General features: G+C 59.7%; 16 protein-coding genes. 9 read left to right on the forward strand and 7 right to left on the reverse strand.

Annotated features, from left to right (window positions below):
* Positions 1–315: 315 nt before the first annotated feature.
* From ppsA to ACFVYC_RS21740, 6 genes are all read right to left on the reverse strand, one after another.
* Entirely contained in the window at positions 316–2,703 is a 2,388-nt protein-coding gene (gene ppsA / locus ACFVYC_RS21715) for a phosphoenolpyruvate synthase (protein ID WP_387554201.1), read from the reverse strand.
* 114 nt (positions 2,704–2,817) lie between these two features.
* Positions 2,818–3,303: a DUF1097 domain-containing protein gene (locus tag ACFVYC_RS21720; protein ID WP_387554203.1), complete on the reverse strand. Its 486-nt coding sequence runs from the start codon at positions 3,301–3,303 to the stop codon at positions 2,818–2,820.
* Positions 3,304–3,453: 150 nt separating this feature from the next.
* The gene (locus ACFVYC_RS21725) at positions 3,454–3,927 is read right to left on the reverse strand and encodes a flavodoxin family protein (RefSeq protein ID WP_387554205.1); all 474 of its coding nucleotides are present in this window, start codon (positions 3,925–3,927) and stop codon (positions 3,454–3,456) included.
* 50 nt (positions 3,928–3,977) lie between these two features.
* On the reverse strand, positions 3,978–4,466 hold the full coding sequence (locus tag ACFVYC_RS21730) for a flavin reductase family protein (protein WP_387554207.1): 489 nt from the start codon (positions 4,464–4,466) through the stop codon (positions 3,978–3,980).
* A 12-nt stretch (positions 4,467–4,478) separates the two neighbouring features.
* The gene (locus ACFVYC_RS21735; protein ID WP_387554209.1) at positions 4,479–5,405 is read right to left on the reverse strand and encodes a hydroxymethylglutaryl-CoA lyase; all 927 of its coding nucleotides are present in this window, start codon (positions 5,403–5,405) and stop codon (positions 4,479–4,481) included.
* A gap of 71 nt (positions 5,406–5,476) precedes the next feature.
* Positions 5,477–6,721 carry a CaiB/BaiF CoA transferase family protein gene (locus ACFVYC_RS21740; RefSeq protein WP_387554211.1) on the reverse strand — a complete coding sequence of 415 codons (1,245 nt, stop codon included), beginning with the start codon at positions 6,719–6,721 and terminating at the stop codon, positions 5,477–5,479.
* 29 nt (positions 6,722–6,750) lie between these two features.
* On the opposite strand from ACFVYC_RS21740, the gene ACFVYC_RS21745 reads away from it, so the two are divergent.
* The 7 genes from ACFVYC_RS21745 (at position 6,751) to ACFVYC_RS21775 (ending at position 13,335) form a co-directional block, all read left to right on the forward strand.
* Positions 6,751–6,906, forward strand: coding sequence for a hypothetical protein (locus ACFVYC_RS21745; protein ID WP_387554213.1), 156 nt, complete (start codon positions 6,751–6,753; stop codon positions 6,904–6,906).
* Between the two features lie 82 nt (positions 6,907–6,988).
* Positions 6,989–8,476 carry an aldehyde dehydrogenase gene (locus tag ACFVYC_RS21750; protein ID WP_387554215.1) on the forward strand — a complete coding sequence of 496 codons (1,488 nt, stop codon included), beginning with the start codon at positions 6,989–6,991 and terminating at the stop codon, positions 8,474–8,476.
* Positions 8,477–8,580: 104 nt separating this feature from the next.
* Positions 8,581–9,684, forward strand: a complete 1,104-nt coding sequence (locus ACFVYC_RS21755) for an LLM class flavin-dependent oxidoreductase (RefSeq protein WP_387554216.1) — start codon at positions 8,581–8,583, stop codon at positions 9,682–9,684.
* A 108-nt stretch (positions 9,685–9,792) separates the two neighbouring features.
* The gene (locus ACFVYC_RS21760; RefSeq protein WP_387554218.1) at positions 9,793–10,800 is read left to right on the forward strand and encodes an AraC family transcriptional regulator; all 1,008 of its coding nucleotides are present in this window, start codon (positions 9,793–9,795) and stop codon (positions 10,798–10,800) included.
* Between the two features lie 50 nt (positions 10,801–10,850).
* Positions 10,851–12,269, forward strand: a complete 1,419-nt coding sequence (gene leuC, locus ACFVYC_RS21765) for a 3-isopropylmalate dehydratase large subunit (RefSeq protein ID WP_387554228.1) — start codon at positions 10,851–10,853, stop codon at positions 12,267–12,269.
* A gap of 2 nt (positions 12,270–12,271) precedes the next feature.
* A complete protein-coding gene (gene leuD / locus ACFVYC_RS21770) occupies positions 12,272–12,859 on the forward strand; it encodes a 3-isopropylmalate dehydratase small subunit (RefSeq protein WP_387554220.1) in 588 nt (195 codons plus the stop codon).
* A gap of 173 nt (positions 12,860–13,032) precedes the next feature.
* Positions 13,033–13,335 (forward strand): MarR family transcriptional regulator, encoded by a 303-nt coding sequence (locus ACFVYC_RS21775; protein ID WP_387554230.1) that lies wholly within the window; start codon positions 13,033–13,035, stop codon positions 13,333–13,335.
* A 156-nt stretch (positions 13,336–13,491) separates the two neighbouring features.
* Here ACFVYC_RS21775 and ACFVYC_RS21780 read toward each other — a convergent pair whose 3' ends face one another.
* Positions 13,492–14,139 carry a TetR family transcriptional regulator gene (locus ACFVYC_RS21780; protein WP_387554222.1) on the reverse strand — a complete coding sequence of 216 codons (648 nt, stop codon included), beginning with the start codon at positions 14,137–14,139 and terminating at the stop codon, positions 13,492–13,494.
* A gap of 712 nt (positions 14,140–14,851) precedes the next feature.
* Between ACFVYC_RS21780 and ACFVYC_RS21785 the strand changes: the two genes are divergently transcribed.
* The gene (locus ACFVYC_RS21785; protein ID WP_387554224.1) at positions 14,852–16,204 is read left to right on the forward strand and encodes a hypothetical protein; all 1,353 of its coding nucleotides are present in this window, start codon (positions 14,852–14,854) and stop codon (positions 16,202–16,204) included.
* A 235-nt stretch (positions 16,205–16,439) separates the two neighbouring features.
* Positions 16,440–16,657: hypothetical protein (locus ACFVYC_RS21790; protein ID WP_387554226.1), on the forward strand; the 218-nt coding region annotated here is incomplete at its 3' end.

Below are 16,657 nucleotides of genomic sequence, written 5' to 3' on the forward strand. Positions count from 1 at the left end.
TGCGCGAACAGCGTAGCCGTCAGTGCGGTGAATGAGGCGCCTGGACCATGTTTCGTCCCTGATCCATAGGGCGGATCCATCTTCCATTTTGGATTCGATGCATCCGCCGATGGCGGGGAGTCCTGGCCCGGACAAGACCACGGGCAGTCCGATGGGCGCGTCGCTCCAATCGGGTACGAATTCCCCCAGGGAGTAGCCCTCTGTAAGTCCGGCGGGAGTCCAAAACTCCAAGTTGCCAGCCTGCATGGTCCGGAGATGGGAAATTTTCACGTCGTCCTTTTCACCTTCTGTTTCCACATCGAGCCCTGAACCTTGTCAAACGGTGATGGCGTCCCGGACGCCAAGGCGGTGCCAAGTGTCAACGACGGTGTCTGGGTTAAGGGAGACCGAGTCGATGCCTTGGCGAACGAGCCATTCGGCAAAGTCGTCGTAGTCACTGGGGCCTTGTCCGCAGATACCGACGTATTTTCCGCGGGCTTTGCAGGTCTGGATGGCCATGGTGAGCAGCTTCTTGACGGCTGGGTTTCTTTCGTCGAAGTCGGCTGAAACGATGGCGGAATCCCGGTCCAAGCCGAGGGCGAGTTGGGTCATGTCGTTGGATCCAATGGAGAAGCCATCGAAGTAGTCCAGGAATTCGTGGGCGAGCAGTGCGTTGGCGGGGAGTTCGCACATCATGATGATTTCCAGGCCGTTCTCTCCGCGACGCAGCCCGTTTTCGGCGAGGAGTTTGATCACCCTGCGTGCTTCGTCCAGGGTGCGGACGAAGGGCACCATGATCTTGATGTTCGTCAAGCCCATTTGGTTCCGCACGAATGCAAGCGCCTCGCATTCCATATCGAAGCATTCCCGGAAAGACGGCGCCAAGTACCGTGAGGCGCCGCGGAATCCGATCATGGGGTTTTCTTCGTGCGGCTCATATGCGGCTCCGCCGATCAGGTTGGCGTACTCGTTGGACTTGAAGTCCGAAAGGCGCACAATGACCGGTTCCGGGGCGAAGGCCGCTGCCAGGGTCGCGATGCCTTCGGCGAGGCGTTTGACGTAGAAGTCCCGCGGACTCTCATAGGCGCCGATGCGTGCACGGATTTCGGCCCTTACCGTCGCGGGTTGTTCGTCAAGGTGCAGCAGGGCCTTGGGATGGATGCCAATCTGTCGGTTGATGATGAACTCCAGCCGGGCCAGGCCTACGCCGTGGTTAGGCAGGGCTGCGAAACTGAAGGCTTGTTCCGGTGTCCCGACGTTCATCATGACCCGCACGGGGACTTCGGGCATGTGCAATAGTTCGGTTTCCTCGATGGCGAATTTGAGGATCCCTTCGTAGGCGAATCCGGCATCCCCTTCAGCGCAGGAAACGGTGATGTCCATGCCGTCCGTGAGGACGCTTGTGGCGTCTCTTGTCCCGACCACGGCGGGGATTCCCAGCTCGCGGGCGATGATGGCGGCATGGCATGTGCGTCCGCCGCGGTTGGTGACGATGGCGGCTGCACGTTTCATGATGGGTTCCCAGTCAGGGTCTGTCATGTCAGCGACGAGCACGTCGCCGGTGTTAAAGTCGGCCATTTGTTCGAGTGATGTGAGGACCCGTACCGGACCGGCTCCGATCCTTTGCCCGATTGCCCGTCCTTCACAGAGAACCGTCCCGCTCTCCTGTAGACGGTAGCGGCGCAGCTGGTGAGCCGATTTGCGTGACTCGACGGTTTCGGGGCGCGCCTGCAGGATGTACAGCTGGCCGTCGGTACCGTCTTTGCCCCATTCGATGTCCATCGGACGGCCGTAGTGGGCCTCAATGGAGAGGGCATGCGCCGCGAGCTGCTCGACTTCGCTGTCGGTGATGCTGAAGCGGCCCCGCAGCGCCGGTTGAACATCAGTGAGTTCAATAGTGTGGCCAGCATTAGCGTCTGCGGAGTACACCATCTGCAGGGCCTTCTCCCCCAGTCCGCGTTTGAGGATGGCGGGACGCCCGGCCCTGAGAGAGGGCTTGTAGACGTAAAACTCATCCGGGTTAACGGCACCCTGGACTATCGCTTCTCCCAGTCCGTACGAGGAGGTGATGAGTACCGCCTCATCAAAGCCCGTCTCGGTGTCCATTGTGAACATGACACCTGAGGCGCCGACGTCCGAGCGCACCATGCGTTGAATACCGGCGGAGATGGCGATGTCGGCATGCGTGAACCTGTGGTGCACCCGATACGCGATCGCCCGATCGTTGTAGAGCGAGGCGAAGACATCCTTGATGGCCTGGATGATGTTCTCGATGCCGGTGACGTTGAGAAACGTCTCCTGCTGACCGGCGAAGGAAGCATCCGGCAGGTCTTCCGCTGTCGCGCTGGAGCGAACAGCCCAGGAAACCATGCCCGAACCGCCGTGCTCCCCGACAAGGATGTCGTATGAGGAGCTGACGCCGGCCTCAAGCTCCGGTGGCAATGGCGCGTCCCTGACCAGGGCCCGGATCTTTCGACCTCTGATGGCCAGATCTGTTACGTTCTCCACATCGAGACCCGTCAAAAGGTCCTCGATCGTCTGCTCGAGGTTTGAGTAGGCCAGGAACCGGCGGTACGCGTCAGCAGTGGTGGCAAACCCGTCCGGCACCTTCACTCCTGCTGAGGCGAGATTCTGCACCATCTCCCCCAGCGAGGCATTCTTGCCCCCCACCCGCCCAAGGTCTTTCAGGCCTATCTCAGAAAACCACAAAATGTTTTCACTCACTACATTCACTGCTCCTTCGCCACTTTATGCGCTGGTTTTCCGTCGCCAGATGTCTATTTGTCCTAGTGAGGGAACGAAAAATCACCGCTGGACTCTCCGGTTTTTCCCTCGTTGTTACTGGACAGGCTGTGCTTGTTGGCTTGGGGCTTCAGCCTTGGAACTGACGGCGGAAATACGGTTGGCGGCGTATTCGGAGAGCCATCCCAAGCCGGTGCCAAGGGCCAGGGCAAAGCACGTGGCTGCCAAGTCAAAGGAGGTCCCGAAAAACGCCGCGCACCCGGTGAACGTGCCTGGGATAAAGGACAGCAGCCGCCACTTGGCCTGCACACACATTGCGAAAGCGGCGAGGCCAACAGCGATGGGCATGGCGGCTGGGAGGGTAACCGCGCCCACCGTCCACACTATTAGGCTGCCCCACAACGCGCCGGAAAGAGTGGCGGGGACGGCTTTGAGCAGTCCTTCCCGTTTTCCGCCCGCTGCGAAGTAGCAGGCCCAACCCACGAAGCCAACCCAGGTGATCAGGCCGAAGGGAGTGCTGAACTGCGTCCACAGTCCGGCAAGTATTCCGACGGTGATCCCGATGGTGACGAGTGCTTTCATTGTGTATTCCTTGTTGAGGGCAGGGTGATGGGTACTCGGGACGTCGGGCCGCCGGGCGTCTTCGCGCCAGCGCATTGGCTGGCCGTTCCCGGGCATCCTTGCGTTGTTGAGTAGCCCGCGCCGGATCGGCAGAGGCTTATTCTGGTGGTCCTAGATCCAGGGCCGGATGTTTTGAAGACTTTGGGATGTCTGTACGGCCGCGGTTAGTTCCACGAGCGCAGCACCATGAAGCCGAAGACGCTGGGCGGTGTCTGTCTCAACGGCCCCGTCAGGGTTGAATGCCGTGGAATCGAGATAGACATCCGGGGAAAGAATCTGGGTCCCGAAAAAGCCACTAAGTGTATTGCTGAGCTCCCGCGTGCCCAGGAAGTGCGCGGCGGACGCCCCGGTCATCGCGACCATCGCAGGAGTCCGGTGAAGGGGCCCGTTGTCCTCGGCGGTAGTGCGGTCGATTCGCTCCAGGAGCAGCCTCATCGCCGCTGTGGGACTCGCGCGGTACGTCGGGCTGCCGAAAACCACTCCGTCTGCGGCAGCTATGTGTCCGAGGACCGCTTCGTCGTCGTGACGGACCAGTTCGGTTTGCGCCCCGGCTTCAGCTGCGCCGGCCAGTATCTCAGCTACCATCCGGTGAGTCCTGCCCGGGCTGTGTGGACTTGCGTCCACACCCAGGATTTTCAAGCGCCGATCCCGACGTAGCTTCCCTTGAAGAAAAGCAGGGGCTCAGCGCCGCCGCGGGCGTCCATGGCCTTAACCTTGCCGATGACGATGGTGTGATCGCCGCCGTCGTACTCCTCGTGCAGTTCGCAATCGATCCACGCGAGGGCGCTGTCAAGGATCGGGTTGCCCAAGGGGGATGCGGCGTGGCTTACACCGGCGAACTTGTCGGTCCCGGATCGGGCGAACTTACCGGACAGTTCGCGGTGTTCTTCGGGGAGAATGTTCACGCAGAACCGTCCGGTGGCCCTGATGACGGGCCAGGTTGAGGAGGACCGCGCAGGGTTAAAGGCGATGAGCGGCGGTTCCAATGACAGTGACGAGAATGACTGACAGGTAAACCCGACGGGCCCCTGCTCTGTTGTTGCGGTGATGATGGTCAGTCCTGTGCAGAAATGACCAAGGATTTCACGCATCCGCTCCGGGGTGACTTCCAAGTGATTGTCCATGATGGTCTTCCTTCAGTGTTGGGTTGGTACAAGGTAGCGATCTGCTGCGTACGTAAAGCCGATTCGTGGTTCACAACGGGTGAGCGCCGCGGACAACTCGTGGCCCACGAATGCGGCTACTTCAGAGCTGATTTGCTTCAGCGCAGCGATATTCAGGCCGGTGCGGATTCCCATGTCTTCCAAGAAATTAGTGAGGTCTTCAGTGGCAAGATTGCCGCTGGCACCCGGGGCGAACGGACACCCGCCCAGACCTCCGATGGATGCGTCGAAATCCGTCACACCGATGAGGAGGCCGGCAAGTACATTGGCCATGGCAGTGTCCCGGGTGTTGTGCAGGTGCAGCCCGATCGAATGGCCAGGTGCTTGCGTACGGACAGCTTGAACAAGGCCAATGACACGGTCAGGAGTAGCGGTGCCGATGGTGTCGCCCAAACAGATTCGGTCGGCTCCGGCGGACACAAAGGCTTTGACAATGTCGGCCACTGCGCCGACCGATGTCGGGCCCTCAAAGGGGCAGTCGAAGGCTATAGCGACAATGACTTCGCAAATACCGCCGGCTTCGTGGACCATTTTGATAATCGCTTCGCCGGCTTCGACGGACTGCGCTACGGTCTTACCCGCATTGGCCTTGGCGTGGCTTTCTGATGCAGAGACCACGTACTCCAGGTGCGTGATTCCAGCAGCGAGGGCGCGCTTTGCGCCACCGATGCCTGCCACGAGAGCGCAGAAGTCAACGTCTGGCCAGCGGTGGAGTTCCTTGACAAGCTCGGCGGCGTCCGCCAAAGCCGGGACCGCTGTTGGTGAGACGAAGCTGGTGACCTCAACCCGTCGCACTCCAGCCTGCACGAGGCCGTCGATCATCCGGATCTTCTGGTCAAGTGTCAGTGTGCGCTCGAGCTGCAACCCGTCGCGGGGCCCTACTTCACGGATATCGACCACACTCGGCAGGCTGTAGCCTCCAGCGGACGCTATAGATTCCAACGTAAGGGGCGTACCTAGTTCTTCCATGTTCAGATGACCTCGCTGTCTGTGAGTTCTTTGATTTCGTGGTCGTCCAGGCCGAGAAGTCCGCGGTAGACATCGTCGTTATCGAAGCCGGGCTCCGGACGGCCTGCCCAGCGGACGGAACCTTTTGCGCTGGAAAATTTGGGAACGATGCCTGGGCCTTTGATTTTTCGGCCGATGCGGAGGTCATCATGATCAACGAACATGTCCCTGTGTATAAGCTGCGGATCGTTCACGACTTCGGCCACGGTGTTGACAGGCCCACAGACCACTCCGGCTTCATCCAGCGTGCGTACTATGTCCGAGGCGGTCTGGCCGGAAGCCCAGTGCGCGACGATGTCGTCGAGCTCATCCTGATGGCGTCCGCGGGCCACATGGTCGACGTACTTTTCGTCCAGGGCAAGCTCCGGGCAACCCATGACGCCGCAAAGCCGTGCGAAGACGGTGTCCTGGTTTGCCGCGATGATGACCGGGAGCCCGTCCCGGCTCATATAAACGTTTGACGGTGCAATGCCATCCAGACGGGTACCGGAAGGTTTACGCACAACTCCGGCTCCGTCGAAGTCCGGGATGGTCGATTCCATGAGGGCAAGGCAGGACTCTGTGAGGGCGACATCAATGATGTCTCCTTCCCCGGTGGTGCGGGAACGGATCAGGGCTGCGAGGATCCCGTGGACGGCGAACATTCCGGCGAAGGAGTCACCCAGTGACAAAGCAATGCGAGGCGGCAGCTGCCCGGGGTAGCCGTTGACGGCCCTAAAGCCGCTGACGCCTTCGGCGACAGAGGCGTAGCCTGGCTTAAGTGCGTCGGGACCATCCTGGCCGTACCCCGATATCCGGGCGATCACCAGCCGGGGGTTCTCTTTGAGGAGGACCTCGGGGCCGATGCCCCATTTCTCGAGCGTGCCGGGGCGGAAGTTTTCGATGACAGCGTCGCTTTGCGCGACCATGTCCTTGAAGATGCTGATTCCGCGCGGGGTGCGAAGGTTGAGCGTTACGCATTTCTTGTTCCGTGCGTGCACCGTCCAGAACAACCGATGGCCGTCAATCTCACCCTGACCCCAGGTTCGCAGTGGATCCGGGCGGTCCGATGTCTCAATCTTGATGACTTCAGCACCCATATCCGCCAGCAGCCTTCCAGCGAAGGGGCCGGCGACCAGGGATCCAAGTTCCAGGATCCGGATCCCGTCGAGCGGACCGCACTCCTGCGGTCGCGGCGCTTCTTCGCGCCGGATCGGCAGTGTTCCCATCTGATTTTCCTCCCGTACCCCGAAGGGTGATGTCCATCACTGAGTGTCGTGATGGAGCACAACGCTATGAGCAGGAAGATGCTCCGGACAGCCGACAAATGCGCTGGGACAGCCGTTTTCTGCATGATTTCGGTGGTGATGAATACTTTGCAAAAAACGGCTGCCTGCCTGCACGGAACGGCTAGTGTGATGCAACTCTCAGTCCGTACGGTCTTCCCAGAGCTTCATCACAGGACGGTGGTGTTCAGCTGACAGGAAGGTAATGAAATGTCGACAACGACGTTGATACGGGAGAAGTTCTCCCTCTATATCGGTGGAAAGTTCGTCCCCGGATCGTCGGGGAAGTCGTTCACCACCTCCAGTCCTTACACCGGCGAGGTGTGGGCGGACGTAGCCGAGGGAACCGTGGCGGATATCGACACCGCCGTCGCCAGCGCCAGGGCAGCGCTCACCGGCCCGTGGGGCGAGATGACCGGCACCGGCCGCAGCGCCCTGTTGCGCAGGCTCGGGGACCTGATCGCTGAGAACGCGGAGCGGCTGGCAACGCTGGAAGTCAATGACTCGGGAAAGCTCTTCCACGAAATGATCGGCCAGACCCGGGCACTGCCGCAGTGGTACTACTACTACGCCGGTCTCGCCGACAAAATCGAGGGACGCCAGATCCCCACGGACAAGCCGAACTTTTTGGTCTACACCAAACGCGAGCCTGTCGGCGTCGTCGGTGCCATAACTCCCTGGAATTCCCCGCTGCTGCTGTTGACTTTTAAGCTCGCTCCAGCCCTCGCGGCGGGCTGCACCTTTGTGGTCAAGCCCAGTGAACATGCACCCGCCTCTACAGCCTTCCTGGCCGAACTTCTTGATCAGGCCGGCTTCCCGCCGGGCGTCTTCAACGTCGTCACGGGTGAAAGCCGCGAACTGGGCCAGGCTCTGGCGGCACACCCGGGGGTGGACAAGGTCGCGTTCACCGGATCAACCGCCACGGGAGCCCTGGTCGCGCAGGCCGCCGGCAAGAACATCAATAAGGTGACACTCGAACTTGGTGGTAAGAGCCCCCAGGTCGTATTCGAGGACGCCGACCTGGAAGCGGCCGCCAACGGGCTGCTCGCCGGAGTGTTCGCGGCCACCGGGCAGACCTGCATGGCCGGTTCCCGGCTCATCGTTCATGAATCCATCCACGACAAACTCGTAGACCTCGTGGTGGCAAAGGCCAATGAGATCAAGCTCGGTGACCCGACGTCCGCGGAAACTCAGATGGGACCTGTCGCCAACGGGCCCCAGTACCGCAAGGTCATGGACTACATCCAGAAAGCCCGAGACGAAAACGGCGTGATCGCCTGCGGTGGATTCACTCCGGAGGATCTTGGCGGCTTCTTCATCCGCCCGACCGTCATCACCGGCGTCAACAGAAACTCGACCGTCGTCAAAGAAGAAATCTTCGGCCCTGTGTTGTCCGTCTACACCTTCACCGACGAGACCGAAGCCATCGAGCTGGCCAACGATACGGAATACGGCCTGGCAGGTGCCGTATGGACCAAGGACGTCCACAGGGCCCACCGGGTCGCCGGTGCCATCAAGGCAGGCACTGTCTGGATTAACGCCTACCGGGTCCTCGGCCCCCAGGTTCCATTCGGCGGCTTCGGATCCTCCGGAATTGGCCGCGAAAACGGCATCGAAGCCATCAACGACTACACAGAAACCAAATCCGTCTGGGTTGAACTTACCGGCGGCACCCGCGACCCCTTCAAACTGGGCTAGATCCAAAAGGACATATAATGACCACAACCATTGATGCACCCCGCGAAAAGAACGAACAGGGGCTTTACCCCACCGCGCCCCGGCCGGACTCCGAGACAAAACCTGTGGAAGACCGCCGCAAAACCAATCCAATCTTCAACGACCAGAAGCTGAAGCTGGGGCTGTTCGGAACGAACTGCTCGAACGGCCTGACTATTTCCCATGTGGAAACAAGCTACGAAGCCACTTGGGAACACACCAAGAAAATTGCCCAAAAAGCGGACCGGATGGGCTTTGAGGCGTTGGTTCCTATCGCACGCTGGCGTGGCTTCGGCGGCACGACAAATTTCAACGGCAACTGCTTTGAGACCTACACCTGGGCCGCGGGACTGGCCGAAGCCACCGAAAACATCGGTATCTTCGCAACAAGCCACCTCCCGACCGTCCATCCCGTCATGGCCGCCAAAATGGCAACCACCATCGACAGGATCTCCGGCGGCCGGTTCGGCATCAACCTGGTAATGGGCTGGTTCGCACCGGAAATGGAAATGTTCGGAAAGCAACAGGGCGAACACGACGACAAGTACCTTCAGGGTCAGGAGTGGATCGACTTCGTCCAGAGCGCATGGAGCGAGCCCGGACTGTTCGATTTCAACGGCAGCCACTACACGGCGAAGAATGTCGAGTCCTACCCAAAGCCGCATCAGGCGCCGTACCCGGCTCTGATCAACGCGGGAAATTCAAAGGCGGGCATGGCCTTCTCGGCAAAGAATGTTGATGTGAACTTCGCGTCGCTCGACACCTTGGAGTCCATGACCAACTACAATCAGCAAATCCGGGGCCTGGCACGCGAGGAATACAACCGAAACATCGACGTGATGACGTACGGTCTCGTCGTGGTCCGCGACACCGAAAAGGAAGCCAAAGCAGCCTTCCAGAACGTCATCGACAAGGGCGACTGGGATGCCGCTGATAATGTCACCAACCTGATGGGCATGCAAAGCCAGTCCTTCCAGGCCCAAATTGAGAAGTTCAAAGAGCGCTTCATCGCCGGTTGGGCAGGCTACCCCTTCGTAGGTACGCCTGAACAGGTAACCGAACAGCTTGCAGCCGTCCAGAACACGGGCATGAACGGCATCATCATGGGAATGATCGACTACAACGAGGAGCTCGATTACTTCAACGACAACGTCATGCCGCTCCTGAAGCAAGCAGGGCTTCGACACTAACTCAGAACACCAGGCCGGCCCGCACGTTGGGGGGGAACCGCGGGTCGGCCCCTTACCAGTAAAATTGACACCACCTCAGCATTGAGTCACAGGCCAACGGAGCCCACGATGAACCAAAGTCCCAACTCACTGGCAACCCCCAAACCACTGGATGCCCACCCGGTGGTTCACACCAGTGACATTGACGCCGCCCGGGACGCTGTCACCGGCACTTACCTTCCCAACGACATGACCACGCATGGTGACGGCCAGCTGAACATGACGCTGAACGCCTGGGGTGGTCGGGATCTGACCCTCGGGTACCTGACGTATCAGGCCGAAACGAAGTTGCGGATGCCCCCGCCGGAGGAGTTTTACCATGTGAACCTCACGACGGCCGGGGGCACCGAAGGGTTCCGCGCGGACGGGAAGCGTGCCTTTACTGCCGGGGGGCAGAGCGGATTGGTGTTACTGCCGCACATTGGCACCGAGGTGAAATGGGGCCCGGACGCGGAGCAAATCATCCTCCGATTTTCGAGGGATATGTTGGAAAACTTTGCAGCAGACCTGATGGGCCAATCCGTAGACCATCCCATCGGGTTTGATTTCGGTTTCGATCTGTCGACAGGGCGGGGAGCCAGTCTCTACGCCTCTGCCCAGTTCATGGCCATGGAATTGAACCGGCCAGGGGGCATCACCGAAAACCCACTCGCCCTTGAGCAGCTCGAGTCGTTTGTCATGAGCAACCTTCTCCTGGCTGTCCCCAACAACTACAGCGAGGTTCTCCTCACCCCGGCTCCCACCGTTAATTTAGGGCGGCTCAAACCAGTGGTGGATTTCATTGAAGCGAACGCCGACGAGCCGATTACCCCGGCCGAGCTGGCCCGGGTAGGGATGATGAGTATCCGCACCCTGCACGCTTCCTTTCAACAGTCCCTTGGCACCTCCCCCATGGAACATCTGCGTCGGGTCCGGATGGAGCGGGTACGCGCGGAACTGATTTCCAACAAGAACCCGGACCTGAAAATCACGGATGTGGCAACGCGCTGGGGTTTCTACCACCCGAGCAGGTTCGCCGCGCGCTACAGGCAAATGTTCGGCGAACTACCCAGCGAAACCCTGCAACGCCACGCCTGAACCGCCCTTCTAACAACTTTCGCCGGAACCTAGTGAATCGAGACCCATTTATGGGCTACACCCTTGCCGAAAAAGTATGGAACTCCCACATTGTCCGCCACGAGGACGGAAAACCTGATCTTCTCTACATCGATCTCCACCTCGTCAACGAGGTGACCAGCCCTCAGGCTTTTGAGGGCCTGCGGCTCGCCGGCCGATCCGTTCGCCGACCAGATCTGACGTTGGCCATGGAAGACCACAACGTCCCCACCATCGGGATCGATAAGCCGATCGTGGACCTCACATCACGACTCCAGGTCCAGACGCTGCGCGAAAACTGCGCCGCTTTCGGCATCAATCTCTTCAACATGGGCAGCAAGGACCAAGGCATCGTCCATGTCGTCGGCCCCCAGCTCGGGCTGACCCATCCCGGGATGACAATCGTCTGCGGCGACTCGCATACATCCACCCACGGCGCGTTCGGCGCCTTGGCCTTCGGAATTGGCACCAGCGAAGCAGAACACGTTCTAGCGACTCAGACCCTGCCCCTGCAACCATTCAAAACGATGGCTGTCAGCATCGAAGGCAAACTAGCCGCCGGGGTGACATCCAAGGACGTCATATTGGCCCTGATCGCCCAAATAGGAACAGGCGGAGGCCAAGGCTACGTTCTCGAATACCGGGGAGAGGCCATCGAGGAGATGTCCATGGAGGCCCGGATGACAGTCTGCAACATGTCCGTGGAAGCAGGTGCACGCGCCGGTCTGATAGCGCCCGATAGCAAGACCATTGAGTACCTCAGAGGCAAACCGCACGCACCGGACGAGGCCGAATGGGCGTCAGCGACCCAATACTGGCTTTCCCTGGCAAGTGACGTGGACGCAGTGTACGACGCCGAGGTGACACTGGACGCCGCCAAAATCCTGCCGTTTGTAACCTGGGGAACCAACCCCGGACAGGCCGTGCCCATTTCCGGCAACGTCCCTGACCCCGACGAATTTTCTGAAGAACGCGACAGGTCTGCCGCCAAAAAGTCACTTGCCTACATGGGGCTGGCAGCGGGAACAGCCATGAGGGATATCCCTGTCGACATGGTCTTCCTTGGCTCCTGCACCAACGGACGCATCGAGGACCTGAGAGCCGCAGCAACTGTCCTTGAAGGTAAACGGATCAAAAAAGGTCTGCAGATGCTCGTCGTCCCGGGATCAATGCAAGTAAAGGCCCAGGCGGAAGAGGAAGGCCTCGACCGGATCTTCCTCGATGCCGGCGCAGAATGGCGCTTCGCCGGCTGCTCGATGTGCCTGGGAATGAACCCCGACCAGGTTCCCGCCGGCAAACGCTGCGTATCGACATCCAACCGGAACTTTGAAGGACGCCAGGGGCGAGGAAGCATGACCCACCTGGTCTCGCCTCCAGTAGCCGCCGCGACCGCCATCAGGGGAACCATCTCAACGCCATCCGACCTCGTGAGCACCGAAACAGGACACTAAAGATGCAGAAATTCACTGTTCATACCGGTGTGGCCATGCCGCTGAAACACACCAACGTCGACACCGACCAAATCATCCCGTCCAAATTCTTGAAGCGGATCGGCCGGAGCGGCTTCCAGGACGCGCTGTTCGCTGACTTGCGCGGCGATGATCAGTTCCCACTCGACAGGGCAGAATTCACGGGTGCATCAGTACTGGTCGCAGGAGCAGACTTCGGCACCGGATCTTCCCGGGAGCACGCCGTTTGGGCACTCATGGACCACGGCTTCAGAGTCGTCATCTCACCCAAGTTCGCCGACATTTTCCGCGGAAACTGCGGCAAAGCCGGCATGGTAGCCGCCAAACTCAGCCAGGACGAGGTAGACGAAATCTGGAAAGCCATTGACGCTAAACCAGGTCTCCAAATAACCATCAACCTCGCCCAGCAGACGATCATCTGCGCAGAACGGGAGTACACCTTCGACATCGACAGCTATGTTAAATGGCGGCTCCTGGAAGGACTCGACGACATCGATCTGACAGAACTGGCAGGGGCCGAAATTGAAGCATTCGAAGCCCAACGGCCCCGTTTCCTCCCGACGACGCTGTAGCGCCCTCCACCGCCTCCGTACTCCCTGCCCTAGCAGTCACCAGGAGCAAACTCATGGCAGGACAGTAAGAGCAGAGCGATGACTCGACAATTACAAAGCAGAAAGGTGCCCTCATGACTTCAGCTGCCAGAACGCCCGGCCACTCTGACCCCGCGTGGTCCCACGAGCTGACTATGGCGGCGTCCGTCTACGGCACTACCGCGCAGATACAGATCATTCGATATCTGCGCTTAAGCGGCCCAGCCACGCGATTGGATATAGCGGATAACACCGGACTTAATCGCGGGCTGGCAACACAGTGTCTGAACAAACTAAAGAGCGCCGGAGTCGTTACTACAGTTGGCGTGCCGGAGTTTTCCGCATCAGAAGACCCTGCATCACGCCGATACAACCTACAGAAACCCCGCGCTGATGCCCTGTTTGACGCACTCGCCAACTACCTCAACACACCGGCCGGTGCTCCAACCAGTATTTAGTCAACGGCGGCATCCCGGTGGATAGCGCGACAACGGCGAGAACGGGAACCAAGCGCCAACGTGCCCAAGCTCCCGCGTTGATTTGGTCTCCTTGCTGTGAGGAAAAAGACCGACCGTTTTTGGGCTCTCATCGACACTAGGATCCGGGAAGCCTCGCTAGTCCGACTCGGGGAACTCGACGAGTCGGCGGAGGTGGGCCTCGATTCCGCCCGGCAGGTCGATGCTGTCGCCGTGCAGAAGCCATAACAGCTGCAGTCCGTCCTGGACCGCGATGGTAGCCTGGGCGGCCTGGACCGGGGTGGTGCCGGGGCGTAGTGTTCCGCGCTCGGCGCATCCGGAGAAGGCCCGGGTCAGCCCATCGACGTAGTACTCGTACCGCTGGACAAAGTACGCGTGCGCGGGGTGTTGAAAGGATGTAGCTTCTGCCGAGAGGGTGACGTGCAGTCGCACGAGGCCAGGCGTGGAAACGTTATAGCGGGCGAGCTTAACAAGCCCGAGCAGGATCATGTAAGGGTCATCAGCGTCCATAGGCGTATATACCGCTTCGGTGCGCCTGTCGCGGAGCTCCAGGACTGCAGCGAGCAAAGCGCTCTTACTCCCGAAGTGATACAGCAGCCTGGCGTCACTCATACCTGCTTCGCTGGCAACGACCTTCAGCGATCCACCGCGATAGCCGTCACGGGCGAACACCTTCAGGGCGGCTTCGAGAATCGCTGACCGTAGCTCTTCTGTTCCAGTGTAAGGACCACGGCGCCGGCGCTCTGCCGTTCCGGCGGCTGCTGACGGAGTCGTGTTCGCGTTCATCCCGATGAGCCTAGCTCACAGCTCCGGATCCTTCTTGAGGAAGTCCGTATCCGACCGACGACGGCGGCCAAGACCAAATCCCTACCAGCACCCACGTTTCCGGCGCCAAGCTGGCCCTGAATGCAACCCCCGGACTTGACTAGAAGGACGCTGTTGACGCGTGAACCCGCGCTATTGCGATGAAAGTTTTGCCGTACTTGGATAATGCGCTGCGCTAGGCGGCTGTGCGTGAAAAAAATCCGAGAATAAGGTTGCTTCACCAGCAAGGAAGTGATCACCATCACAGCACGCTAGGTGCCGGTATCAGTGAATTCGACTCCAGCAAAGGAGCCGTCGATAACCAGCCAAGGTCCAGACGTCTACAGATAAGTTTGCATCCATTGGTACTACCCCGGAGAAGTGCCGCAGGAATACCGGGCGCTAAGCGCCGATGGGGTCGAAAAGAACCCGGGGCCGCGGCAGAACAAAATTTTTATGGTCCGCGCCGGTGCGCTCCCTGCCAATAAGCGGACGGGACGCAACCCCGCACGCCGCGGTGCCGCCAGGCCACGTAACGCAAATTAAACCTGGCAGACATGCATCAAACATTTGGAGGCGAAATACTAGCGTCCACTAAACATTCATGTGCCGCCGCTCATCTAGGTAAGCGCCGGCGCGGGCTGGATTGGAGAAATCAGTGCCCTTAGACGTCAGTCAAGTCAGTATCGATAATTTGTTTGGAAGCCTGGTCTACAGCATTGGGGCGCTGTCGGTCATCCTGATTGTCCTCGCCCTCGGCTTCATTGATTCTGGGAACGTCCGCAGAAAAAATGTGCTGGACACGTGGGTCGTGAAGGTCATCGGTGCGATGATCGCTGGCCTTGGCACAATCCTGGTCGGATATTCCTTTTGGCAGTGGTCGTTTTACCAAGCCTTCGGAGTACCCAACGCGTTAGGGCAGGCAATCAGTGACTGGTGGATCGGAGGGCAGTTCCAGTCAACTTCCTCTCTCCATATCGGCTCGGATGTGCTGCCAGGCGCCGACGCGCAACAGGTTTTCGTCGTCTTCTTTGCCACCTTCTCAATGGCCACCCTTGCACTGATCCACGGCGGAGTGCTGGAGCGGGTACGCCCGCGGGTCCTCTATGTCATGGCTGCGGTCATCGGGCTCGCCCTATCGCCGCTCGCCTCCTACCTCACCTGGGGACCAGTAGGACCCCTGACACAGCTTGGAATACACGACTTCGAAGGCATCTACCCCCTGTACATCTTCTCGGCCGTATGGGTCCTCGTCATGTCATGGCGGCTCGGCCCACGGCTGGGCGCCTTCACACCTCACCCCACCGGCATCCACCCCAAAAAGCACAATTCAAGCCTCATTGGTGTCGGCGTACTGCTGATCATGTTTGCACTTCCCTTCGTAGCGCTTAGCGCAACGTGGATCATCCCCGGAACAGGCGTCTACGGAATCTCCTTCGCCGAAACGGGCTGGGGAATCATCATCATGAACGTTGTCACCGCCTTCGTTGGCGGAGGTCTTTCCGGTGCCCTCCTTGCACACTGGAAAAAGGAAGCAGGATTTGGATTCGTCGGGCCCATCGCCGGCGTCGTCATGAGCGGAACCCTGCTCGACATCGGTACACCGCTCGAAGTCCTGCTCCTATCGATGTTCGGTCCGTTCGTCGCTTACCTCGTATCACTGGCCCTCGTCCGCCTTGGAATCGATGACCAAAAGGTCATTCCCTTGGGACTCGGCCCTGGAGTCGTCGGTGCCATCGCTACCGGTTTCATCGCATGGGGGACCAAAACCGGGGGCTACCCGGGCCTTGAGGGCGCCTATGCACTTCACAGTGCCGAAGTGACACCGCTTGGTCAGGCTGCGGGAGTGGGAGCGGTAGCCCTGCTGGCTGCAATCCCCTGCCTCATCATTTGTCTGATCTTCGAGCGCTTCGGAGGGCTCCGGGTAACCGAACAGGTTGAGATTGAGGGCCTTGACGCGGGCCACTGGAAAACCGAAAACTTCTCCGATGAACCACTTGAAACGGAAAAGTCAGCTTCAGCTGACAGCCCAACCGATCGGTCCTGACCACCAGGGTTGCCCGGGCATCTGGAAACTGTTCGGCTGGACTACCCGGCCGGACGGTTTCCTGCATCCTCCACTTCCAAAACGTCCCGCCGCATACTCCCACCGGTGGCGCGTAATGCCTCTGAAATGTGGCAGAAATGCTCTAAACATCTTAGTGCGAAATACTAGCGACCACTAAACATTCACGCAGCCGCGCCCTTTGCTCTTCAACGCGCCGGCCCCTGGAAGGACCCCCATGACCACACCTGATTTGAAAACACTCCGTTTGCTGATGCCCCAGTGGCAGGGTGGAAACAATGCAAACTACCCCCTCGGCGCGGAGCTGCTTGCGTTCCTGGCACCGGACAACGGGCAAGAAGTTCTTCGCGTGGACGTCGAACCCTTCGACGCCGATGACACCCCGGAAGAAGGCATTGCACACCGAAGCGCTCTGCTGAAGCAACTGCGCCACGC

Origin of the sequence: Pseudarthrobacter sp. NPDC058329, assembly GCF_042879835.1 — a bacterium.
Classification (GTDB): Bacteria; Actinomycetota; Actinomycetes; order Actinomycetales; family Micrococcaceae; genus Arthrobacter.